A 21,243-nucleotide genomic window follows, 5' to 3' on the forward strand; every position below is an offset into this window, starting at 1 on the left:
TGCCCGAGGAAAACCGTTTAACCCAAAAGTTGTGCGCGCGTCAGCGTCAGGTTGCTGGCCAGCCACCGCTGCCGCGCCGCCTCCAGCGCCGCCCCCAGCGCCGGGCCTTGCACCCGGTCCAGCAGATCCGCCGCACGCAGAGGAAACTCTGCCGCCGCCCCCCGAGCCACCTCAGCCTCCCATCCGTCAGGCAAGGGCTGCTCCATCATCGCTGCACGCGCCAGAATGGCATCCGTTGCCAGCGTTTCCCCCAGCACAAAGCCCAAAGCAGCGGGGCTGCGTGTGCCTCCAATTTCGTCTCTGACACGGCCATAATCCGTCATTTCGCGCCGCGATAACCGCAGCCGGTCGCCCACATCCTGCCCCCCCAGAACCGCCAGCCGCCGCAGCCAGCGCGGCGCACGCGCGCCCTCCAGATGCACCAGCGGCGCCAGCGCGCGCGCCTCTGCACCCGGCAGCACCACAGCCAGAATCCCCGTGGCCGCCATCGACGCCACCGCAGGCGCAGGATCAGCCGCCGCCAGCAGTTTGCGCATCTCGGCCCCGATCCGTTCACGCGAAAGCGTCTCTATTCCTGCGGAATTTGCCGCACAGGCCGCGAGCCCTTCCGCATCAATCCCGCCCGCTGGGTCGCCATAATGCGCGAAGAACCGAAAGAACCGCAGGATACGCAGATAATCTTCGGCAATCCGCGCCTCTGCATCGCCCACAAACCGCAACCGTCGCGCCAGCAGATCAGGCAGCCCGCCCAGCGGGTCCACCACCGCCCCCGTCCGGTCCGCATAAAGCGCATTCATCGTGAAATCCCGTCGTGCCGCGTCTTCTTCAACCCGGCTTGAGAACGCCACCACCGCATGCCGGCCATCGGTCTCTAAATCACGGCGAAAGGTCGTCACCTCATGCGCGACACCCTCTGCAATCACCGTCACCGTTCCATGATCAATCCCGGTCGGCACCACGCGGAACCCAGCCTTTTCCGCAAGCACAGACACGGTTTCCGGCAGCGCATCGGTTGCAAGATCCACATCTGCCACCGCAACGCCCATCAGCGCATTGCGGACACAGCCGCCGACAAACAGCGCCCGATGCCCCGCCTCTTCCAGCACCCGGCACAGCGCCTGTGTGCCGGGATGATCCAGCCAGGCCCCCGCGACCCTCACCGTGCCGCCCTCTCGGCCAGACCGCGCAGAATGCGCGCCGTGGCCCCCCAGATGTAATACGGCCCGTAAGGCACCGCGTAGTAGCGCCGCCACTGACCCATCCACAGCCGCCGCTCGATCACATAATGCGCCGGGTTCAGCACATGGGACAGCGGCACGGAAAACACTTCCTCCACCTCTCCCGCCTCTGGGACAGGCACAAAATCGTCTCTGATCACGCCCAAAATCGGGGTCATGCTGAACCCGGTCACGGTTTCATGCACGGGCAGATGACCGATCACCTCGACCATCGCGGGCGGCAAGGCGATCTCTTCCATTGCCTCGCGCAGCGCCGCCGCCTGAACCGAGGCATCGACCGGCTCCACCTTGCCGCCGGGCAGCGAGATCTGCCCCGGATGGTGCTTCAGATGCGACGCGCGCTTGGTCAGAATCACCCGCGCGCCTTCGGGCCGGGTCCAGACCGGCACCAGCACGCCTGCCGGTCGCAACACGCGACCAGCAGGCGGATGAAGGCCGGGGTTCAGGTCAAAATCAGACGACTCGCCCGCCGGGCGCTGCATGGCCCCCAGCAGACGGGCAATCTCATCCATTCCTGCCCTCAAAGCCCAAAGTCTTCGGGTCCATCTCGTAATGCGCCCCGCAGAACTGGCAATCGGCGGTCACGATGCCCTCGGGCGTGGTCATCTTTTCAATGTCTTTCTGCGAATATATCGACATCGTGTTGCGCACCTTATCTTCAGAGCACGAACAACCAAAGCGGATCGGCTGCGACTCGAACACGCGCGGCCCCTCTTCGTGGAACAGCCGCACCAGCAGCTCTGCCGGGGTCACCTGCGGCCCGATCAGCTCGATCTCCTCGACCGTATCCAGCAGCACATTCGCGCGGGTCCAGCTTTCGCCCTCTTCCCCGCCCAGAATGTCGCTGTGCGTCAACAGACCGCCTTCACCCGAACCAGCCTCGGCTGCCACGCTCATCCCGGCTTTGGGCATATGCTGCAACATCACGCCGCCACCGCGCCAATGCGTTGCCCGCCCCGGCTCCACGCTCTGGCCAAACGTCAGCGAAAACCGGGTCGGCAGCTGCTCGGACTGCGCGAAATAGGTCTCAGCACAAGACGACAGCGAGCCGCCCGCGATCGGGGTAAAGCCTTGATACGGCACCATACCCTCACCCTGATCCAGCATCACCGCAAAGTAGCCGGTGCCGATCTGGCTGAACGGATCGGCCGTCAGATCCAGCCGGTCGGCATCATAGCTGGCATAGGCCCGGATCCGCGCCGGTTGGCCATCATCGGTCGGGCCGTAGTAGTCGGTTGCGATCAGCCGCGCCGGACCATTGCCCCTGATCTGCAGGCTCAGCTTCCAACGCAGCTTTACCGTCTGGCCGATCAGCGCGGTCAGCAAAGCGGCTTCGGCCACCAGCGCCTCGATCAGCGGCGGGTAGTTGTGTTGCGACAGAACCTGTTCCAGCACACCATCCAGCCGCACCACACGGCCCCGGATGTCGGACTGGTCAAGTTGAAAGGGCAGGACGGTATCATCCCAGGCGATCTGCGAACCAATGGTCATGGGGTTTCCTTAGCGAGCCAATCTTGGCATACCGCGCCTATATAGGCAGGGCAACACCACGACCAAGGGGGCAATCGCATGCGGCGATACGGAGAGGCAGTCAAACCCGGCCAGAAATATCACACCAGACCCGGTGTCTACGCCGTGCTGCTTGATGGGCGCAACGTGCTGACCACCTGTCAGGCCGAACCTGTGCCCGAGTTTCAGCTGCCCGGAGGTGGCATCGACCCGGGCGAGCAGCCGATGACCGCCCTGCACCGTGAGGTGTTCGAGGAAACGGGCTGGAAAATTGCCGTGACCCGCAAGCTGGGGGCGTACCGGCGGTTTACCTACATGCCGGATTACGACAAATGGGCCGAAAAGATCTGTACCATTTATCTGGCCCGTCCGGTCCTGCGGCTTGGCCCACCGTCAGAGCCGGGGCACACCGCCGTCTGGATGAGCGCGGGTCAGGCATTGGACCAGATCACCAACATCGGCGACCGGGCGTTTCTGGCCCAGGCGTTGCGCAATCAGCCGCGATAGTCAAACAGCAGCCCCGAGACATCGTCGGGAAAATCTTCTGACCCCATATGCGCCGCCAGATCCCAGATCAACGCATCCAGCAGTTGCGCGGGATCCAGCCCGCTGTTTTTGCGGATCAGCGCTTCCAATCCGTCATCCCCCAGCCCCACTCCAAGCGGTGAGGGGCATTCTGTCAGCCCGTCCGACAGCAGGAACAGCCGGTCGCCGGGGTGCAGCTGTGCCGTCACCCGCTCATGCACCGCTTCGCCCAGCAGCCCGATCGGCAAGCCGCCACTGCCCAGCCGGTCAATCCGGCCGTCACGACGCAGGATAAGCGGGTACGGATGCCCCGCCTGAACCAGCGCCACTGCGCCGCTGATCAGATCGACCTGAGCGTAAGCCATGGTAAAGTACTGATCGACCTGCAAATCCTCCAGCATCGTACGGTTGAACCGTGCGGCAACCTCTTCGGGGGGCAAGGCATCAAACCTGCCATCGGCACGGCGCTTCAGGGCGATATTCTGATCCGGGGCTGCCGCTGACAAGTAGCCGGCCAGCCGCGCCGTCATCATGGCAGAGGCCACGCCATGACCGGAAACATCCACCGAATACAGCGCCACATGCGTCGTATCCAACTCAAAGAAACCGGCCAGATCGCCCCCGACATGGCCCGAAGACCGCAGGAACAAGGTCGCAGAACCGCTCCCCCAGTCGCGAAACCGCTCCCGCACCAGGTTTTGCTGCAGTTTCCGCGCTTCGATCAGATCGCGGTCAACCATTTCCTGCGCGCGCTGCAATTCCGCCAAAGTCTTGCCGAGCAAATTGTTTTTCTGCACCAGCTCTTTGTGCATCCCGACAATCCGCTCCCCCGCGCGCAGCCGCGCCCGCAGCTCATCGGCCGAGACGGGCTTGGTCAGAAAGTCATCGGCACCAGCCTCAAGCCCCTTGGCGATTTCGGTCTTTTCGGATTTGGAGGTCAGCAGGATGAAATAGGCATACCCTTCGCGCCGCAACGCCCGGAATGCGGCGCACAGTTCCAGCCCCGACATGCCATTCATCATCCAGTCCGACAGGATAATGTCATAGATTTCAGCCTGACAGGCCATCAGCGCCTCTTCGCCCGAGGCCGCTTCGTCCACATCATAGCCCCAGCGGGACAGCGACATTGTCAGCATCATCCGCTGCGCCTTGCTGTCATCCACAACCAGCACCCGCAAAGGCCCCAGCGGTGCCGTCGCACCGCCGGGTGAATCAGGGCTGCTGAGTTCCGTCAGGATCATCGGGTTTTGTCCATACTGCACAAAATGATTTGACAGCCCGGACCTTAAACATCTGTGAAAACTAAAACTTTCGCCTATTGCCCGATCCGCGCTTTATTCCGGTAATGAAATTTTAACCACTAACCGCAATTATTGACGAAAGGGCAGGTCGTGCCGGGGGTCTCAATGTCGGGTGGTGTGATGATTGACTGGCGTCGCGTGCAAGACTTGCTGGCGGAAATCGGGCCTGAATGCTTTGAAGAGATCGTATCACTCTTTCTGCAAGAAGCGGATGAGGTGGTCGCGCGTCTGCGGGCATTGTCGGATGCCCGGGCCGTAGAAAACGATCTGCATTTCCTCAAGGGCAGCGCGCTGAATCTCGGCTTTGCCGAACTCGCCCAGATGTGCCAGACTGGCGAACGCAGCGCCGCCGCAGGGTCTGCCAATGTGCCGATGGATGCGGTTATCGACAGCTATCACCAGTCCCGCACCGCCTTTTTGGGCGGCATAAAGACACTGGCAGCCTAGATCAGAAATTCCGACAGTATCCCGTCGTTGGTAATGTCGCGATAAGGAAACGCCGCAACATCCAGCCGCGCAAACAGTCTGGTGAAATTCTCTGGCGATTTTGTTTCAATTCCAATCAGGACAGAACCGAAATTGCGCGCCGATTTCTTGAGGTACTCAAACCGCGCGATATCATCCTCTGGTCCCAGCATCTCCAGAAACTCGCGCAGCGCGCCGGGCCGCTGCGGCATCCGCAGAATGAAGTATTTCTTCAGCCCAGCAAAGCGTTGCGCCCGCTCTTTCACCTCGGGCAGGCGTTCGAAATCGAAGTTTCCGCCCGATGTGACACACACCACCGTCTTGCCACGGATCAGCTCTGCCAGCTCGGGCAGCACATCGACCGACAGCGCCCCGGCAGGCTCCAGCACGATACCTTCGACATTCAGCATCTCCAGCATGGTGATGCAGATCCGGTCCTCGGGGGCCAGCAAGACCTGCGCCGGATCCACCCAGTTCAGCAGAGCAAAGGTCTGATCCCCCAGCCGCGCGACGGCAGCCCCGTCAACAAAGCTGTTCACCGTACTCAGCGTGTCGGGCTGCCCCGCCCGCAGCGCGGCCAGCAACGAGGCGCCGCCCAGCGGTTCGACAAAGCGAAAGCCTACCGCTGGCGCAACTTCGCGCAGATAGCGCGTCACCCCCGACGACAGCCCGCCACCGCCCACCGGCAAAATGACCAGATCGGGGTCGCCGCCCAGCTGATCCAGCATTTCGACCGCAACCGAGGCCTGACCCAGAATGACATCGGCATCATCAAAGGGCGACAGAAAATGCGCGGCCTTTTCGATGCAAAACGTCTTGGCGGCGGCCAGCGTCTGATCAAAATAGTCACCCGTCAGCACAATCTGCACCTGCCCTGCGCCAAACACCCGTGTCTTGTCGATCTTTTGCTGCGGTGTTGTCACCGGCATGAAGATCGTGCCGCGCACCCCAAAATGCCGGCAGGCAAAGGCCACCCCCTGCGCATGATTGCCGGCACTGGCGCAGACAAAATGCTCTTGCCCGGGCTCTGCCTCACGCACCTTTCGCATCGCGGTAAAGGCACCACGCAATTTGTACGACCGCACCGGCGACAGATCTTCGCGCTTCAGCCAGATGTCGGCCCCAAACCGCTGCGACAGATAGTCATTGCGCTGCAACGGCGTCGGATCAAACAGATCGCGCAGGGCATCGGTGGCAAAGCGGGCATTTGTGGCGAAATCACTCATGCCCTTGGATGGCGCACCGAAAGCGCTTTGGCAAGAGCAGCTGCCAGAGGGTCCGGGGCAAGCCGGTGGCAAAGGCGATCAATGGTGCCGTCACTTTAGCCGACAGGTTGGTGTCGGATTGCGACTCTTCGATGAGGTGATGCTGATGGAAATTCGGAACATCCGCTACAATTGCCATCGGCTTACGCCCTTTTGCGCAATATGATCGCCCGCCCGCAGGGCAAGGGCGGCAATGGTCAGCGATGGGTTCACCGCCGCCGAGGTCGGCAGGACCGAGGCATCGACGATATACAGATTTTCCAGATCATGCGCCCGCAGGTTGGCATCCACCACCGAAGCAGCCGGATCACCGCCCATACGCGCAGTGCCGCATTGATGACTGGGCTTGGATTTCGGAAAGCCACGCGACAGCACGATCGGCCAACCCGCCTTGCGCATCGCCCGTGCCAGCCGCCTGACCAAAAGATCATGCGCCGCCACGTTGGTACGCCGCCAGTCCAGCACCACACCGCCATTGCGCCACATCACGCGAGAGTCCGGGTCCGGCAGATCTTCTGACATGGCCATGATGTGAATCGAATGATCCGCAATGTGCCGCGCCAACCAGAGCGGCAGCCCGGCCTCACCCGCCAGAATTGGCCCGGTGATCCGGCCAAGCATCTGGATATTGCCCAGCGGCTCGCCGTTCGGGCCACCCGTCAGATAGAAATCGTTGATCTGGATTGTCTTTTCATAAACCGTCCGGTTGCGCCGCAACGGGTTCCACGCGACCATTCCGGTCAGGTTATGGTTCATGAAGTTCCGCCCCACCTGACCGGACCGGTTCGCCAGCCCGTTTGGATGGTCTGCATTCGCCGAAGCCAGCAGCAGCGCCGCCGACATCACCGCACCCGCGCACAGGCAGACCACGGGGGCGGTCATCACCTCGCGCAGACCGTTCCGCTCTACCTCAACCCCGGTCAGGCGGCGAGCTTCGGCCAGCAGGCGCACCACCTTTGCCCCGGTCAGAAGTGTGACGTTCGGGTGCAGCAAGGCCGCGGCCAGAGCACAGCTTTCCGCGTCAGACTTGGCCCCGGTGGTATCGGGAAACGCATCCCATGTGGTTGGCGCGCGGGCCAGCCAGCTGTCAAGATCGACACCAAGCGGCAGAGCGCTGACATGCAGCCCCTGCGCCGCAAAGGCGCGGCGCAGCGTCACGATATCCGGCTCGTCGGGCACCGGCGGAAACGGATATGGGGTGGAATGCACAGGTTCAGTCGGATCACCCGTCACATCGCCGCGCACCCGGTACAACGCCTCGGCCCGGCCATACCACGGCTCCAGCGTGTCATAGCCGATGGGCCAGCCCGGCGTCGTTCCGCCGATATGGCGCAACGGGGCAAAATCTTCGGCCCGGTAGCGCAGCAGAACCGCGCCGTAGAACTTGGTATTGCCACCGACAAAGGCATAGTTGCCGGGATTGAACGCAGCGCCCGCCGCATCGTGCCAGACTTCCTTTGGCCGGAAATGACCCCGGCCAAAGATCGCACCAGGATCGCGGGCCTCGGGACAATCCGACAGATGCTCCCCCCGTTCAAGGATCACAACCCGCCGCCCGGTCGGTGCCAGCGCAGCCGCCAATGTGGCCCCGCCCATGCCCGAACCGATGATAATCACATCAGGCTGCATTCGCCCTCATCCGCGCAACACTCTCTTTACAGACAGAAATCATGATCCCGAACCTATCCGGCCCCACCAGCTTAATCACGCCTGCCAGCCGAGCAAAAGCCACGATCTGGACTGGCGAAATCGCCCCACGCCTGCTACAGCCAGTCTTATGCTGCAAGACTGGCTGACCCAGCACGTCGCGAGCCTTGGCACACCGGACCTGGCGTAACAGGGGCTGACCGCCATATGATAAACCTCAACATCGGCGCACCAGCCAGTGACGGCACCGCCGCCCAGCGGATGCGGCATATCCGATGAAGCTGCCAGTTTTCCTTGATCCGCTGCGACATCAGACCTATCGCCGCCTGTGGTCCGCGACGATGATGTCCAATCTTGGCACGCTGGTTCAGACGGTGGGTGCGGGCTGGCTGATGGCAACACTTACGACCTCGCCCGCCATGGTGTCGCTGGTGCAGGCGTCCAATTCTTTGCCGATCATGGCCTTTTCCCTGATTGCAGGGGCACTGGCCGACACTTACAACCGCCGTCGCATCCTGATCTTTGCCCAGATGGCAATGGTCCTGGCCTCGGCAGCCTTGGCCGTGACCGCATGGACCGGCGGGTTGACCCCCTGGATGCTGCTGGGCTTCACCTTTCTGGTCGGCTGCGGCTCGGCGCTTTACAATCCGACCTGGCAGGCCTCGATGGGCGATATCGTCCCCCGCGCAGATCTGCACTCTGCCGTGGGTCTGAACAGCCTCAGCTTCAACATGATGCGCAGCGTCGGCCCGGCGCTTGGTGGCATGATCGTGGCCATTGCCGGGCCTGCGGTTGCGTTTGTGCTGAATGCGGTGCTGACCCTGCCGCTGATCCGCGCGCTGTTCGTCTGGCGTCCCGATTATCCGCGCGCCGATCTGCCCCCCGAACATGTCGGCTCTGCCATCGGGGCCGGGCTGCGCTATGTAATGATGTCACCTGCCTTGCTGCGCGTGATGCTGCGCGGCGCGATCTTTGGCACCGCAGCCGTGATCACGCTGGCGCTGCTGCCGCTGGTGGCCCGCGACATGCTGCAAGGTACGGCCCAGACCTACGGCATTCTGCTGGGTGTGTTCGGGCTGGGGGCCATCGGGGGCGGTATTGCCAATACCCAGCTGGCACGCCGCCTGCAAAACGAATCGGTCGTGCGTCTGGGCTTTGCCGGCTATGCGCTGGCGCTGCTGGGACTCGGGTTTTCAGGCTCGCTGATTGTGGCCTGTCTGTCGCTGCTTCTGGCGGGGGCGAGCTGGGTGCTGGCGCTGGCCTTGTTCAACGTCACGGTACAGCTGTCGACACCGCGCTGGGTGGTGGGGCGGGCGCTTTCCTTTTACCAGACGGCAACCTTTGGCGGCATGGCGCTTGGCTCCTGGCTCTGGGGCGCACTGGCAGAGGCGCAGGGCCTGCCGACCGCCTTTGCTCTGGCCGCCGCCTTGCTGGGGGTGGGCGGGGTTCTGGGCCTGTGGTTGCCGCTTCTGGCTTTCCCTGCCGATGAACTCGGCCCGCTGGGCCGCTTTCGCGCGCCAGAGCCGATGATAGATCTCAAACCCCGCTCCGGCCCGATCATGGTGATGATTGATCATAACATCGCCCATCAGGACACCGAGCTTTTCCTGCAGCTCATGCGCGAACGTCGCCGTATCCGCCTGCGCGACGGGGCAAGGCACTGGACCCTGATGCGTGACATCGAGCGCACGGAAATCTGGATCGAAAGCTACCATGTGCCGACATGGATCGACTACCTGCGCCACAATGCCCGCCGCACGGTCGCGGATGCCGAAAACTCCAACCGGCTTAAGGCCCTGCACCGCAGCACGGAAGGGGAGCAGCGCGTTCATCGTCTGATCGAGCGTCAGACCGTCCCCCTGACCGATGACATGCCCCCCCGCAGCGACGGCCCGATCGGCCTGTAAGCGGCTGCTCTGTCTGTGTCACGGATCAAGACCAACGAGGTCTGCTGACTTTTTTCGTTGCTTCACCCACAGGTCGAGGTCAGCAGCACCGGCAGCAGCGTCAGAGCGCTTGCCACCAGCCCGATCCACGCGCCCATGCGGTACAACCGCGCCTCCCGCGCGGGGCCCATTGGCGCTGTGGCCAGAATCCCCACATGCAGCGCCAGCCCCGCCAGCCAGACCCCAGCCATCGCCACGATATGCAGACTGCCCAACGGAGTGGCCACCCCAGTCCAGCCCCGTGCGCAGCCGATGCCATGCAGCGCATAGACAGCGGCAAACAGCACCGCCCACAGCACCGGCCCCGCCAGCATGCCCGCAACCCAGCGCATTCAGAGCACCTCCTGTGCTGCGACCAGCAGCGCCGAGACCGCCGTGGTGGCCAGCGCAAAATCCTGCCACAGCCGCCACACCGGCGCCGCACCGCGCCGCGAAGCCCCCATCCGGCCGTCTCGCGCATCGGCATGGGTGCGCAGCGCCAGCAGCGCCGCGATCACCCCATGCACCACGGCAAAGCCAAGCAGCACCCCGCGCAGCGCATCGCGGGCATGGCGTGTCGGATCATCCAGCAGCAGCGCCAGGCCGGTCATGGCCGCCAGTGCCACCGCTCCCGCAATCACCCCCAGCAGAGCGCGACGCCGTGCCAGATCTGTTGCGCGCCCCGCCTCTGCCAGCCGCGCCGCTATAGACCCCATGCTCATCGCTCCCAGCGCAACAGCGACCAACACCGCAGGCAAAGCGCCCGACAGGTCCGAGTCCGGTGCCGGCCAACCGGGGGCCACCACCGACAAGAACCCGACCCCGAACAGCAGACAGGCATAGAGTGAGCCATCCGCAACCAGCGTTGCCACCGCCCCGCTATAGGCCAAGGTGCCCCGCACCTGCCAATGCAGCGGCAGCGCCAGACCGGGGGCGGCATCGACCAGCGCATGGTCCCGCCCGGACCCCATCACCGCTCCCCAACGCCAGACCACCAGCACGATGGCCATGATCGCCACCGGAGTCAGCCAGTAAGCCCCCGCCAGCATCAGCATGAAAAAGCTACCAATCACGGCTGCCGTTGCCAGCGGCAGCATGGTATTGCCCGGCAGCACCGCAACATGATCAGGCCGCCCGCTGCCAGACTCCACCACCAGCGTCTCGCGCCAGCCACGCGGCGCGCCGGGCAAAATCCCCTCGCCCCGCGCCAGCATCACGGCAGCCGCCGCATCATCCCGCCCCGGCCCCGGCAAGGAGGCAAAGTTATAGGCCGGCGCCGGCAGCGTCATTGCCCAGTCCAGAGTCGGTGCCTGCCACGGATTCCGGCGGCTGCGTGCCCCGAAAAACCACTGCATCCCCATGTCAAAGACAAACAGGGCAAACCCCATCGCCAGCACCATGCTGAAGATTGACGAGACAAGGTTCGGCAACACCCACTCCGGATTGTCGGGGTAGACATCAATCCGCCTTGGCATCCCCAGCAACCCGGTCAGATGCATGATGAAAAACGTGCCGTGAAACCCGATCAGGATCAGCCAGAACGCGGCCTCCCCCAGTTTTGGCACCCGCGCCCGCCCGCAGATCAGCGGCATCCAATAGGTCAGGGCTGCCATCATCGGAAACACGAACCCACCGATCAGCACATAATGCAGGTGTGCCGTGACAAAGGCGGTGTCATGCGCCTGCCAGTTGAACGGCACAATGGCCAGCATCACCCCGGTCAGCCCGCCCATCACAAAGGTCAGGAAGAACCCCAGCACATACAGCATCGGCAACTTGAGCTGCGGCCGCCCTTTCCAGATTGTTCCGATCCAGGCAAACACCTGCACCGCCGTGGGTACCGCCACCAGCGCCGAGGCGGCAGAAAAGAACGCCAGCGCCATATGCGGGATGCCCACGGTAAACATGTGGTGGACCCACAGCCCGAACGACAGAAACACCAGCCCCAGCACCGCCGCCACCACCGCGCCATAGCCAAGGATCGTCGTCCGGCTCATCACCGGAATGATGGTTGAAAGCGCCCCTGCGGCCGGCAGAAAGATGATGTAGACTTCGGGGTGGCCGAACAGCCAGAACAGGTGCTGCCACAGCAGCGGATCGCCGCCGCGCGCCACGTCAAAGAACGGCCAGTCAAACGCCCGCTCCACCTCCAGCAGGATCGAGCCCAGGATCAGCGGCGGGAACCCCACCAGCATCATCACGCTGGTGCCCAGCATGTACCACCCCATCAGCGGCATCCGCGAAAGTGGCATATGGGCGGATCGGCAACGCAGAATGGTTATCGTGATCTCGACAGCCGCCGCCACGGCGGAAATCTCGACAAAGGTGATCCCCAGCAGCCAGACATCGGCGTTGATCCCCGGCGTATAGGTCTTGTCCGACAGCGGCGTATACATGAACCAGCCGCCATCCGGGGCCACGCCCGCCAGCAGCGACATCAAGATGATCGTGCCGCCAAACAGATAGCACCAGTAGCCCAGCGCCGAGAGGCGCGGAAACGCCATATCCCGCGCACCAAGGATCTTTGGCAGCAGCCATAGCGCCAGCCCCTCCAGCATGGGAATGGCGAACAGAAACATCATGATGCTGCCGTGCATCGTGAAAATCTGGTTATACAGTGCGGTATCGAGGAACGCGCCGCGCGGCGTGGCCAGCTGCGCCCGGATCAGCATCGACAGCACGCCGCCGATGGCAAAGAACACACCGGCGGTCGCCATGAACCGCAGCCCGATCGTGGTATGGTTGACCGAAGCCAGCGCCCCCCGCCACCCCGGCAGATCGGTCCACACCGCCGTCAGCTCGCGGTGCAGGGTCAGCGCCCGCTGCGGCGGGTTTGCCGGTAGTGTCGCATCGCTGCGCTTTGCATCACTCATCATCGCCCCCGCTCACCGTCAGATCGGGAAACGCCCCCGGCTCGTAAACCACCACCGTAAACCGCATCACGCTGTGGCCGATTCCACAGAATTCGGCGCACAGCCCCTCGTGCTCGCCCGGCGCATCCGCCATCAGCCGCGCCACGTTGACCCGCCCCGGCACCGCATCCATCTTGCCGCCCAGACGCGGCACCCAGAAGCTGTGGATCACATCCGTCGCGGTGATCTCGATATCAAACGGCACGCCTGCCGGCACATACAGCACATCGCGCGTTTCCAGCAGCGCCCCATCCGGCCCCGGCTGGGTAAAGGTCCAGCCCCATTGCCGGGCCTCGGCCGTGACCCGCACCGCGCCATCGTCGCGTGGCAAGATCCGCTCACCTACCCAGAACCCGAAGCCGACCAGCACCACCAGCACCGTTATCACAAACCCGACGCCCAAGCCCAGCGTCCAGACCCGTTCATCCGCGCCGTTGCCCTCGGGCCTGCGCCAGGCCACCGCGAGCAAGATCAGCACAAATGCGGTGATCAGACCCGCCCCGATCAGCATCGCCCACCACAGCCCCGCCACCAGCGAGGCCGAGGGTCCGGCAGGGTCGAGCGTTGACAGAGACCCCTGACAGCCCGCGAGCACCGGAACCAAACCGGCCACTGCGGCCTTGTACCCATACCCCCGACCATCAGAACGAGGCGCTGCACCCACATGACACCCAAGCCGACAAAGCCGCTGACCGACCCGATTCAGGAACGAAGCTCTTTCAACGCGACCGAGTCCAAGATCGCCATCTCCGGTCATCCGCTGCATGCGATGATGGTCGCTTTCCCGATCACGCTGGCCTTTTGCACCTTTGCCACCGATGCTCTGTACTGGTGGACCGGCGATCTGTTCTGGCCGCGCGCGGCGCTCTGGGCTGCGGGTGTGGGCTTTCTTGTCGGCGTCTTGGCGGGCATCGTCGGCACGATGGAGCTGTTGGCCGTTCCCGGCATCCGCATCCGCTCTGCCAGCTGGACCCATTTCATCCTCGCGGTCATGCTGCTGTCCATGCTCGGTGCGAATTGGGTCATCCGTCTTGACGATGCCGCCACCGCAGTGCTGCCCTGGGGCATGCTGTTGTCGATGGTCACCGCAGGCATGACCGCCATCACCGGCTGGCATGGCGGCAAGCTGGTGTTTGATTATCAGATCGGCACGCAGAACGATCACAGAGACCCCCCCTGAGGTTCCATCATGATCGCCGGCAGCAGGCCCGCGATCCACGCCAGATCGGGTTTGTTCAGCACCAGCCACAGCACCACCGCGATCTGCGGCACTACAAATGCAATCGCGATCAGCGGCGGGGGCATACGGTAGCGCCCCTCACCTTCACCAGATCGCAGGATCAGATGACCGATCCACGCATGCACCAGAGTCATGCCGCAGACAAAGATCAGCTTGACCCACAGCCATTCCGCCCGCACCTCGGCGACAAAGATCAAAGCGGTGCCCGCTGCAATTGCAATCACCGCAGCGGGGGTGGCAAAGGCGATATAGCCGGTGTGGGTGATCAGCCTGAACTCGGTAAATCGCGATTGACTGCGCGCACCACGATAGTGATGCAGCAAAAGTGGCAGCGCGATCAGCGCCGCGCACCAGCAGAGCAGTGCCGAAATATGCAAAAACTTCAGCAGGGCAATCACGCGGTGAACCCCTGTTTCCAGCCGCGCCGCACCATCCAGAACGCGATGCCAGCCAACGGCAAAAATCCCGGCACCCACATGATCAACCCGGCCAGTTGCTGATCGGACAGAAGCGTCATCCCGAACGCCTCGGCCCCCACCAGATGCTGGGGGTAAAGCCCGGTCGGGGCAAAGGTCAGCACCGCGCCGATGAATCCCATCACCGCCGCCAGCCCGCCGATGCCCAGCGCATGGGCAAACAGCCCTTCTGCCCGCTGATCAGTGTGCAGCACCGCCGACCAGAACAGCCACGCGGGCAGCAGTAGCGCGCCCTGCATCGCCCAATACGCCGTCACACTGGTCCATGCCGCGTCATAGACCGCCGGCACATGCCACAGGATCAGCGCCACCGAGGTCAGCCCCATCGCCACAGCTGCGGGCAGCGCGCGCCACGGCAGCGCCACAGCCAGAGCCGGGGCCACCACCGACACCAGAACCACGTGATGCAGCACGCGCGCCGAAAACAGCGCCACCGTCGCGGCACACAGGGGCGAGACAAACGCCACCACCAACCCGATACCCGCCAGCAGCAGCGCCCGGTCCTGCCCCGCGCTCATCGCGGTCCGCGACCGATGCCAAAGCACTGCAACTCCCCCGCAAGCCAGCATCAGCAGCAGCCAGGGATCGCCGTTCCACGCATAAATAAGCGACTCCGGGGCAATCAGGGGGCCGCAATACGGCACGGCGTCAACACCCATCGTTCAAATCCCAATCTTGTCTTCAATCCTGACGAGCCCGGCACCGCGCACCACAGCTCGCCGATGAACCAACCAGAACCGCGCCGGTTCGTTCCATGATTTTCCCACGATTTTTGCCGCACGCCCCGGATTCTTCGGAATTTTGCAGCTTTCACGGAACACTTCCCGCGCAACGCCCGTTCATTGTAAATGAACGCACCCGATCACCCCGACCCGCAGGTCTTTGTCCGCCCCGCTGACCGCCCGCTGGTGGTGGCCCTGCGCGCCAGCCTCTGGCTGATCGCCGGTCTTGGCATCATCGCATTGCCCTTTGTGCTGATCCTGCTGGGCAGCGACCGCCCGGCCGCGATCCACCCGCTGTGGGATTTCGCCATGGGCTGCGGATTCGCCGCCCTGACGCTTGCCATTGCCCAGTTCGCGCTGACCGGGCGGATCAAGCTGCTGACCACACCGTTCGGGGCCGATATCATCTACCTGTTCCACCGCTTCCTCAGCTGGGGCGTGCTTGGCCTGATGCTGACCCATTTCGGCATCCTCTACATCTGGTATGAACCTGCACTGGGCGAGTTGAACCCGCTGACCGCCCGATGGGAGCTGACAGGGGGCCGCGTCGCACTGGTCTGTTTCGCGGCGCTGATCCTCAGCTCTGAGCTGCGCAAACGGATCGGGCTGGAGTATCACGGCTGGCGCGTTCTCCACATCGCTCTCGCCGTCACCGGCACCTTTGCGGCACTGGCGCATGTGCTGGGCGTCGGCACCTACAGCGCGATGGCGGGCAGCCGCACCCTGTGGATCGGTATCGCGCTGGTCTGGATCGGTTTTCTCGTCTGGTCGCGCCTGCTGCGACCGATGGTTCTGGCCCGCAACCCGTGGCGTGTGATCTCGAACAAGGCCGAGCGTGGCGGCGTCCACACCCTTACCCTGCGCCCCGAAGGCCAGCCGCTGCGCGCGTGGAAGCCGGGGCAATTCGCCTGGCTGACCATCGGCCACGCGCCTTGGGCCCTGCGAGAACACCCCTTTACCATCTCGACCGCGCCGGACCGGGGGCCAGAGATTTCGTTTTCGATCAAGCCGCTTGGCGACGATTCCGAACGCATGGCCAAAACCCCGCCGGGCACGCTGGCCTATGTCGATGGCCCCTTCGGCACCTTTTCCATTGACCGCGAGGCCACGGCCGAGGGCTTTGTGATGATTGCAGGCGGCGTCGGCATTACCCCGATCCTGTCAAACCTGCACGCCCTGCAATCGCGCGATGATCCGCGCCCGGTGATCCTGATCTATGCCAACAGCACGCTGGATGAGGCCGCTTTCCGTGAAGCGCTTGACGCCATTGCGCAGGATATCGACCTGACCATCGTGCATGTGCCCGAAGAGGCACCCGAAGACTGGCAGGGCGAAACCGGGATGATCGACAAAGACCTGCTCGCCCGCCACCTGCCCGACACGACCCACGACTGGCCGCATATGCTCTGCGGTCCGGCCCCGATGCTGGAGGCGGTGTCAAAGGGGTTGACCGCGCTGGGGGTGCCCGCACGGCGGATCAGTTCCGAAATCTTTGATTTGGTGTAACGCATGCGACAGACCTACGCCCGACTTCTGGCCGCCGCCCTTGTCGCCTTTGCGCTCGCGATGGCGCTTGTCTTTGCCCTGGCGGTCAATGGATAGGGCCATCTTGTACGACTGCGTATTCATGTTGGTCCAAATACTCCCGCCGGAGGCATCTGACCTTAGGCTGGGGAGCGTCCGGCGGGAGTATTTGGACCAAGATGAAATCACATGTCTAAAAATGGGCCAGCGGGCAGCCGTCTGGTTCACCGGCAGCGCAACGGCAATAGATGGCTGCCCCGGCATCACACCCGCCTTGGTATGGAAGCGCTGATCTGGTCCTGTTCTGCGGAACAATTCGTCGTGTTTCCAGTTCTTCTCAGACGACGCTAAAGGCGACCTTTTCTGAACAATCCCGAGACTCCGTGACGGAGGCGGTCATTGCCAAAATCAGGCCGCACGAAACTGACCCGCCGATCCGAAAACCGTCCAGAGGAGTGTATGCCCTGATGTCAAAGGCACCTTGTCCGCTCAGCACGATGATGACAGCCTTTGGCCCAGCCGGCCGCTGGTCTGCGGCGATCGTCATCCCGGCCCGAAACGAGGCGCAGCGGATTGTCCGTTGCCTTGATGCGGCGGCGGTGGCGATCCGCACCGCCCAGCCCGTCGCGACGGGACTGATCGTGGTGGTCAACAATTCAACCGATGCCACCCGTGATCATGCCGTTGTGTGGGCGCTCACCCATCCACAGGTGCCGCTGGTGCTGGTCAACTGCCTGTTTGCACCCGAGGATGCCAATGCGGGGGCTGCGCGCCGGGTGGGGCTGGATCTTGCGGCAAAGCGCGTGCCACCCGATGGGGTGCTGATGACCACCGACGCCGACAGCTCGGTGCGCCCCGACTGGATCACCCGGAACCTGCACGAGCTGACACAGGCTGACCTGATCTGCGGACGGTTCGTCGCCGACCCGGCAGAGGCCAGCACCTTGCCAGAGGCGGTCGCGCGGCACTGCACGATAGAGACCGATTACATGTCAGTTGCTGTCAAGGTTGCGGCCCTTCTGGACCCGCAGCCGCATGACCCCGACCCGCCGCATCTCACCGCGCCGGGGGCCAGCCTCGCCTTTACCCGGCACCTGTACGACACCGTCGGTGGCATGCCTGCCATTGCGATGAGCGAAGACCGCGCCTTTGCCGCCCTTGCCGAAGAGCACGATTTCCGGCTCCGGCATTCCGATACGGTGATTGTCGAGACCTCGTGCCGGATGACCGGGCGTACTGGCGGCGGTATGGCGGGCGCGCTGCGGGCGCGCGCGGTCGAAACTGATCCGCTGGCCGATGAATGGCTGGAGCCTGCTGCCACCTTTATCCTGCGCTACCGGCTGCGCGGTCTGTTGCGCGCGGCTTGGCCCGATCCGATCGCGCTGCAGGCCCGGCTGGCGGACTCGCTGGGCTTTGCCGAGGCGGTGCGGCTGATGTCTGCGCCCTTGCCGCCGCATTTCGGGACGTTTCTGGCACGCATCGAGGCAGGCTCGCCGGCACTGGCGCGCGTCCGGCTGCGGATGAGCGGGTGTCGGGCCGAACTGCCGCTGCTACAGGCGGCGCTTGCCGGGCAGCACGAACAAATGGCGGAACCCGGCCTGCGTAAACGGAGCGCGGGCTAAGATGGCACAGGCAAAACTGTCGCCGACAGACCCCGTTGGCCAGGCGCTGTCCACCATCGCCGCCCATGCCGGGGCGGCTGATCGTGGCGAGGTCACGCTGGCCGCCGATCTGGCGCTTTTGCACCACTGCGGGGTGCTGTCAGAACTGGCACGTCAAACCTCACCGGGCGGCGACACGCTGGCCGGGGCCACGCTGTTGCGCCGGATCGGCCGGGCCAGTCTTGCGGTCGGGCGGATTGTCGAAGGTCATGCCAATGCCTTGCTGCTGATCCATCTTTACGGCACCTCTGCCCAGCGGATGCAGGCCACGGCAGCGGCAGGCGCGGGCGCACTCTTTGGTGTCTGGGGAGCGGAAGGCACAGATCCGGTGACCGTCTCTGCACGCCATGGCAACACCATGACGCTGTCAGGGGCAAAGCAGTTCTGCTCGGGCATCGGTCTGCTGTCCTGGGCGGTCGTGCCTGTCACTCTGGCAGAGGGGCCGCAACTGTTTCTGGTCGATGTGCGCGATCCCGACCGCGGCGATCTGTCGACCTGGCAGGTCAGCGGCATGCGGGCCACGGCGTCGGGTCGCTATGACCTGACCGGGCTGACAGCACAGACGCTGGGATTGCCCGGTGATTTCACCCAAGAGCCGCATTTTGAGGGCGGGATCTGGCGCTATTGCGCGCTGCACTGTGGCGGGCTTGAAGCTTTGGCCGAAGAGGCGCGGCGCCATATCCTTTCGCGGCAGCAGGCCGATGATCCGCATCAGCGGGCGCGGCTGGCGCATCTGGCGATCCATGCGCAGACCGCCCGGCTGTGGGTGGAGTCCTGCTGCACATCAGTTGTGACCGATGACGTTGCCGCCCCTTGCGTGACGCAAGCCCTGCTGGCGCGCGAGGCGGTGGAACAGGCCTGCCTGTCCGGCATCGCGCTGGCGGAGCGCATTCTGGGCACACAGGCCTTTGCCTCCCGCAGCCCCGCGGATCGCATCCGCCGCGATCTGGCGTTCTTTCTGCGGCAGGCAAATCTGGACGGCAAACTGGCAAAGGCTGGTACAAACTTGCTGGCCCGGACTGCCCCATTGGGAGAGTGCGTCACATGACACCCCTGTTGCAAACGGCCCGTCTGGCACCCTGGACCACGATCAACCACGTGTCCCGCAATGGCGATGTCCTGCTGTTGGCACCGCATCCCGATGACGAAACCCTTGGCTGCGGCGGGGCGATTGCCGCGCTGACAGAGGCGGGACGCACCGTGCAGGTGGTGGTGGTGACCGACGGCTGCCACTCGCATCCACGCTCGCGCCTGTACCCGGCGGAGCAGCTGCGCCAGCTCAGGGAGGCGGAAGTGCAGCAGGCTGTGGCGATCCTGACCGGGGGGCACGGGCCTGCCCCCATCATGCTGAACTACCCCGATGCCGCTACCCCCGAGGACGGCGATGCCATAGCGGCGGCCGCAGACCGCATTGTTCCGCTTGTCAGCGAAACGACAACCGCGCTCTGGGCGGCGTGGGGCAGCGATCCGCACCATGACCACATCAACGTCGCCCGCATCGCAGCGGGTGTTGCGGCCCGGCTTCCGCATCTGGCCTACTGGTCCTACCCGATCTGGGGGCGTTTTCTGGAACAGATCCCCACGCTGAATCCTGCTCTGATGGTTAAATTCGACACGCAGAACTGGCAGGACCGCAAGGCCAGAGCGGTCGCAGCCCACGCCTCGCAGATGACCGGGCTGATCACGGATGACCCGACCGGGTTCCGGATGAGCGATATCCTGCAGCAGCACTTTATCGCCACGCCAGAGATATTCCTGCGCGAGGAGGCGGTATGACCGAAAGCTCTGACCATTTTGACCGGCTGTATCGCGCCAATCCGGACCCGTGGGATTACCGGACCAGTGGCTATGAGCAGCGCAAGTATGACGCCACACTCGCCGCGCTGACCCGGCACCACTACGGCTCTGTGTTGGAGGCCGGATGTTCGATCGGTGTTCTCAGCGCGCGGCTTGCGCAGCGCTGCGACAGGCTGCTTGCGCTGGATTTCTCGGATCTTGCCGTTGCACAGGCGGTCAGGGCGTTGGCCCCGGTCCGCCATGCGCAGGCCCGTCGCGCCACCCTGCCGGACGACTGGCCAGAGGGAAGGTATGACCTGATCATGCTGTCAGAATTCATCTACTACCTGACCCCGGATCAGATCAGGCAGACAGCACAGCTGGCCGCCCGCGACGCGCGGGACGGGGCCGAATGTGTGCTGGTCCATTGGCAGGGCGACACCCAGACCACAATCACCCCGAACGCCGCGCGCGATCTGTTCTGCGCCGAACTCGCCGCGCACCGCGGCTTCCAGACGATCACCCATCCGACAACGGGCGAGTATGATCACCTGACCCTTTTGTTTGACACGGAACCGGAATGACACAAACTGGCGTTCACTCCATCAACCCCTCAGAGCGTGATGCAATGCGCGATGCCATTGACCGGGCGCTGACAGCACAGACTGAAACCGGCAAGGCCGGGATCGCCGCCAGCATCATCCGCGATGGCGGCGTTATCGCCACGGGCGAAAACGAGGTGCATCTGCAGTCAGACCCGACGCAGCATGCGGAAATGGTGGCGATCACCCGTGCCGCTCAGGCGCTTGGCACCACCGACCTGACCGGCTGCACCCTGATCTCTACCCTGCAGCCCTGCGAGATGTGCCTTGCGGCGATGCGCTTTGCCGGGATCAGCCGGGTAATCTTTGCAGCGACACAAGCCCGCGTGGCCGCCAAATATTTTGTCTTCCCCCACCTGCGGATCGACGATTTTCAGCGCGGCGGTGGCTTTACCGCCCTTGGCGGCATTGATGAGGACCGCATTCTGCACCTTTACGCCACGGGAAAGGAGTGA

The 21,243-nt window shown here is 63.9% G+C and carries 22 protein-coding genes; 10 read left to right on the forward strand and 12 right to left on the reverse strand.

Going from position 1 to position 21,243, the window contains the following annotated elements:
* Window positions 1–17: 17 nt before the first annotated feature.
* The 3 genes from J2X53_RS05280 to J2X53_RS05290 are packed head-to-tail and all read right to left on the reverse strand — an operon-like array spanning window position 18 to window position 2,729.
* Window positions 18–1,160, reverse strand: a complete 1,143-nt coding sequence (locus tag J2X53_RS05280; RefSeq protein ID WP_349036430.1) for a CCA tRNA nucleotidyltransferase — start codon at window positions 1,158–1,160, stop codon at window positions 18–20.
* Complete coding sequence (locus J2X53_RS05285; protein ID WP_349036431.1) at window positions 1,157–1,750, reverse strand: CoA pyrophosphatase; 594 nt, start codon at window positions 1,748–1,750, stop codon at window positions 1,157–1,159. The genes J2X53_RS05280 and J2X53_RS05285 overlap by 4 nt, the downstream gene beginning before the upstream one ends.
* A complete protein-coding gene (locus J2X53_RS05290; protein ID WP_349036432.1) occupies window positions 1,743–2,729 on the reverse strand; it encodes an Hsp33 family molecular chaperone HslO in 987 nt (328 codons plus the stop codon). Before J2X53_RS05290 ends, J2X53_RS05285 begins: the two co-directional genes overlap by 8 nt.
* Before the next feature lie 78 nt (window positions 2,730–2,807).
* Here J2X53_RS05290 and J2X53_RS05295 point away from each other — a divergent pair, with 78 nt between their 5' ends.
* Window positions 2,808–3,254 carry an NUDIX hydrolase gene (locus J2X53_RS05295; RefSeq protein ID WP_349036433.1) on the forward strand — a complete coding sequence of 149 codons (447 nt, stop codon included), beginning with the start codon at window positions 2,808–2,810 and terminating at the stop codon, window positions 3,252–3,254.
* Here J2X53_RS05295 and J2X53_RS05300 read toward each other — a convergent pair.
* Window positions 3,242–4,513: a SpoIIE family protein phosphatase gene (locus J2X53_RS05300; RefSeq protein ID WP_349036434.1), complete on the reverse strand. Its 1,272-nt coding sequence runs from the start codon at window positions 4,511–4,513 to the stop codon at window positions 3,242–3,244. The two genes, J2X53_RS05295 and J2X53_RS05300, sit on opposite strands and share 13 nt — an antisense overlap.
* A 150-nt stretch (window positions 4,514–4,663) precedes the next feature.
* On the opposite strand from J2X53_RS05300, the gene J2X53_RS05305 reads away from it, so the two are divergent.
* A complete protein-coding gene (locus J2X53_RS05305) occupies window positions 4,664–5,020 on the forward strand; it encodes an Hpt domain-containing protein (protein ID WP_349036435.1) in 357 nt (118 codons plus the stop codon).
* Here the strand turns inward: J2X53_RS05305 and ilvA are convergent.
* From ilvA to J2X53_RS05320, 3 genes are read right to left on the reverse strand one after another with little or no spacing between them, the layout of a single operon-like run.
* Entirely contained in the window at window positions 5,017–6,264 is a 1,248-nt protein-coding gene (gene ilvA, locus J2X53_RS05310) for a threonine ammonia-lyase IlvA (RefSeq protein WP_349036436.1), read from the reverse strand. The genes J2X53_RS05305 and ilvA overlap by 4 nt on opposite strands.
* The gene (locus tag J2X53_RS05315) at window positions 6,257–6,442 is read right to left on the reverse strand and encodes a hypothetical protein (protein WP_349036437.1); all 186 of its coding nucleotides are present in this window, start codon (window positions 6,440–6,442) and stop codon (window positions 6,257–6,259) included. The genes ilvA and J2X53_RS05315 overlap by 8 nt, the downstream gene beginning before the upstream one ends.
* On the reverse strand, window positions 6,430–7,932 hold the full coding sequence (locus tag J2X53_RS05320; protein ID WP_349036438.1) for a GMC family oxidoreductase: 1,503 nt from the start codon (window positions 7,930–7,932) through the stop codon (window positions 6,430–6,432). Before J2X53_RS05320 ends, J2X53_RS05315 begins: the two co-directional genes overlap by 13 nt.
* A gap of 293 nt (window positions 7,933–8,225) precedes the next feature.
* Between J2X53_RS05320 and J2X53_RS05325 the strand changes: the two genes are divergently transcribed.
* Window positions 8,226–9,857, forward strand: a complete 1,632-nt coding sequence (locus J2X53_RS05325) for an MFS transporter (RefSeq protein WP_349036439.1) — start codon at window positions 8,226–8,228, stop codon at window positions 9,855–9,857.
* A gap of 62 nt (window positions 9,858–9,919) precedes the next feature.
* Here the strand turns inward: J2X53_RS05325 and J2X53_RS05330 are convergent, their stop codons facing one another.
* From J2X53_RS05330 to J2X53_RS05340, 3 genes are read right to left on the reverse strand one after another with little or no spacing between them, the layout of a single operon-like run.
* The gene (locus J2X53_RS05330) at window positions 9,920–10,228 is read right to left on the reverse strand and encodes a hypothetical protein (RefSeq protein WP_349036440.1); all 309 of its coding nucleotides are present in this window, start codon (window positions 10,226–10,228) and stop codon (window positions 9,920–9,922) included.
* Window positions 10,229–12,748, reverse strand: a complete 2,520-nt coding sequence (gene ctaD / locus J2X53_RS05335) for a cytochrome c oxidase subunit I (protein ID WP_349036441.1) — start codon at window positions 12,746–12,748, stop codon at window positions 10,229–10,231.
* The gene (locus tag J2X53_RS05340) at window positions 12,741–13,400 is read right to left on the reverse strand and encodes a cytochrome B (protein WP_349036442.1); all 660 of its coding nucleotides are present in this window, start codon (window positions 13,398–13,400) and stop codon (window positions 12,741–12,743) included. The genes ctaD and J2X53_RS05340 overlap by 8 nt, the downstream gene beginning before the upstream one ends.
* A gap of 51 nt (window positions 13,401–13,451) precedes the next feature.
* Between J2X53_RS05340 and J2X53_RS05345 the strand changes: the two genes are divergently transcribed.
* The gene (locus tag J2X53_RS05345) at window positions 13,452–13,967 is read left to right on the forward strand and encodes a DUF2231 domain-containing protein (RefSeq protein ID WP_349036443.1); all 516 of its coding nucleotides are present in this window, start codon (window positions 13,452–13,454) and stop codon (window positions 13,965–13,967) included.
* Here the strand turns inward: J2X53_RS05345 and J2X53_RS05350 are convergent.
* Window positions 13,949–14,425 (reverse strand): CopD family protein, encoded by a 477-nt coding sequence (locus J2X53_RS05350; RefSeq protein WP_349036444.1) that lies wholly within the window; start codon window positions 14,423–14,425, stop codon window positions 13,949–13,951. The genes J2X53_RS05345 and J2X53_RS05350 overlap by 19 nt on opposite strands.
* Window positions 14,422–15,162: a cytochrome c oxidase assembly protein gene (locus J2X53_RS05355; RefSeq protein WP_349036445.1), complete on the reverse strand. Its 741-nt coding sequence runs from the start codon at window positions 15,160–15,162 to the stop codon at window positions 14,422–14,424. The genes J2X53_RS05350 and J2X53_RS05355 overlap by 4 nt, the downstream gene beginning before the upstream one ends.
* Window positions 15,163–15,351: 189 nt before the next feature.
* On the opposite strand from J2X53_RS05355, the gene J2X53_RS05360 reads away from it, so the two are divergent.
* The 6 genes from J2X53_RS05360 to J2X53_RS05385 all read left to right on the forward strand — a co-directional run bounded on the left by J2X53_RS05360 (window position 15,352) and on the right by J2X53_RS05385 (window position 21,243).
* Window positions 15,352–16,731, forward strand: a complete 1,380-nt coding sequence (locus J2X53_RS05360) for a ferric reductase-like transmembrane domain-containing protein (protein ID WP_349036446.1) — start codon at window positions 15,352–15,354, stop codon at window positions 16,729–16,731.
* A gap of 485 nt (window positions 16,732–17,216) precedes the next feature.
* A complete protein-coding gene (locus J2X53_RS05365) occupies window positions 17,217–18,371 on the forward strand; it encodes a glycosyltransferase family 2 protein (protein WP_349036447.1) in 1,155 nt (384 codons plus the stop codon).
* 1 nt (window position 18,372) lies between these two features.
* A complete protein-coding gene (locus J2X53_RS05370) occupies window positions 18,373–19,458 on the forward strand; it encodes an acyl-CoA dehydrogenase family protein (protein ID WP_349036448.1) in 1,086 nt (361 codons plus the stop codon).
* Window positions 19,455–20,186, forward strand: coding sequence for a PIG-L deacetylase family protein (locus tag J2X53_RS05375; RefSeq protein ID WP_349036449.1), 732 nt, complete (start codon window positions 19,455–19,457; stop codon window positions 20,184–20,186). Before J2X53_RS05370 ends, J2X53_RS05375 begins: the two co-directional genes overlap by 4 nt.
* Window positions 20,183–20,770, forward strand: a complete 588-nt coding sequence (locus tag J2X53_RS05380) for a class I SAM-dependent methyltransferase (protein WP_349036450.1) — start codon at window positions 20,183–20,185, stop codon at window positions 20,768–20,770. The genes J2X53_RS05375 and J2X53_RS05380 overlap by 4 nt, the downstream gene beginning before the upstream one ends.
* Window positions 20,767–21,243, forward strand: a complete 477-nt coding sequence (locus tag J2X53_RS05385) for a nucleoside deaminase (protein ID WP_349036451.1) — start codon at window positions 20,767–20,769, stop codon at window positions 21,241–21,243. The genes J2X53_RS05380 and J2X53_RS05385 overlap by 4 nt, the downstream gene beginning before the upstream one ends.

The organism is Pseudotabrizicola sp. 4114, from assembly GCF_031457365.1.
Taxonomy (GTDB): Bacteria; Pseudomonadota; Alphaproteobacteria; order Rhodobacterales; family Rhodobacteraceae; genus Pseudotabrizicola.

Bases quoted from the DNA above. Each gene is read 5' to 3' on its own strand.
- J2X53_RS05370 (WP_349036448.1), top strand. From the start codon at position 18,373: ATGGCACAGGCAAAACTGTCGCCGACAGACCCCGTTGGCCAGGCGCTG.
- J2X53_RS05380 (WP_349036450.1), top strand. From the start codon at position 20,183: ATGACCGAAAGCTCTGACCATTTTGACCGGCTGTATCGCGCCAATCCG.
- ilvA (WP_349036436.1), bottom strand. From the start codon at position 6,264: ATGAGTGATTTCGCCACAAATGCCCGCTTTGCCACCGATGCCCTGCGC.
- J2X53_RS05320 (WP_349036438.1), bottom strand. From the start codon at position 7,932: ATGCAGCCTGATGTGATTATCATCGGTTCGGGCATGGGCGGGGCCACA.
- J2X53_RS05300 (WP_349036434.1), bottom strand. From the start codon at position 4,513: ATGATCCTGACGGAACTCAGCAGCCCTGATTCACCCGGCGGTGCGACG.
- J2X53_RS05330 (WP_349036440.1), bottom strand. From the start codon at position 10,228: ATGCGCTGGGTTGCGGGCATGCTGGCGGGGCCGGTGCTGTGGGCGGTG.
- J2X53_RS05295 (WP_349036433.1), top strand. From the start codon at position 2,808: ATGCGGCGATACGGAGAGGCAGTCAAACCCGGCCAGAAATATCACACC.
- J2X53_RS05375 (WP_349036449.1), top strand. From the start codon at position 19,455: ATGACACCCCTGTTGCAAACGGCCCGTCTGGCACCCTGGACCACGATC.
- J2X53_RS05325 (WP_349036439.1), top strand. From the start codon at position 8,226: ATGAAGCTGCCAGTTTTCCTTGATCCGCTGCGACATCAGACCTATCGC.
- ctaD (WP_349036441.1), bottom strand. From the start codon at position 12,748: ATGAGTGATGCAAAGCGCAGCGATGCGACACTACCGGCAAACCCGCCG.
- J2X53_RS05385 (WP_349036451.1), top strand. From the start codon at position 20,767: ATGACACAAACTGGCGTTCACTCCATCAACCCCTCAGAGCGTGATGCA.
- J2X53_RS05360 (WP_349036446.1), top strand. From the start codon at position 15,352: ATGAACGCACCCGATCACCCCGACCCGCAGGTCTTTGTCCGCCCCGCT.
- J2X53_RS05315 (WP_349036437.1), bottom strand. From the start codon at position 6,442: ATGGCAATTGTAGCGGATGTTCCGAATTTCCATCAGCATCACCTCATC.
- J2X53_RS05290 (WP_349036432.1), bottom strand. From the start codon at position 2,729: ATGACCATTGGTTCGCAGATCGCCTGGGATGATACCGTCCTGCCCTTT.
- J2X53_RS05285 (WP_349036431.1), bottom strand. From the start codon at position 1,750: ATGGATGAGATTGCCCGTCTGCTGGGGGCCATGCAGCGCCCGGCGGGC.
- J2X53_RS05345 (WP_349036443.1), top strand. From the start codon at position 13,452: ATGACACCCAAGCCGACAAAGCCGCTGACCGACCCGATTCAGGAACGA.
- J2X53_RS05355 (WP_349036445.1), bottom strand. From the start codon at position 15,162: ATGGGTGTTGACGCCGTGCCGTATTGCGGCCCCCTGATTGCCCCGGAG.
- J2X53_RS05365 (WP_349036447.1), top strand. From the start codon at position 17,217: ATGTCAAAGGCACCTTGTCCGCTCAGCACGATGATGACAGCCTTTGGC.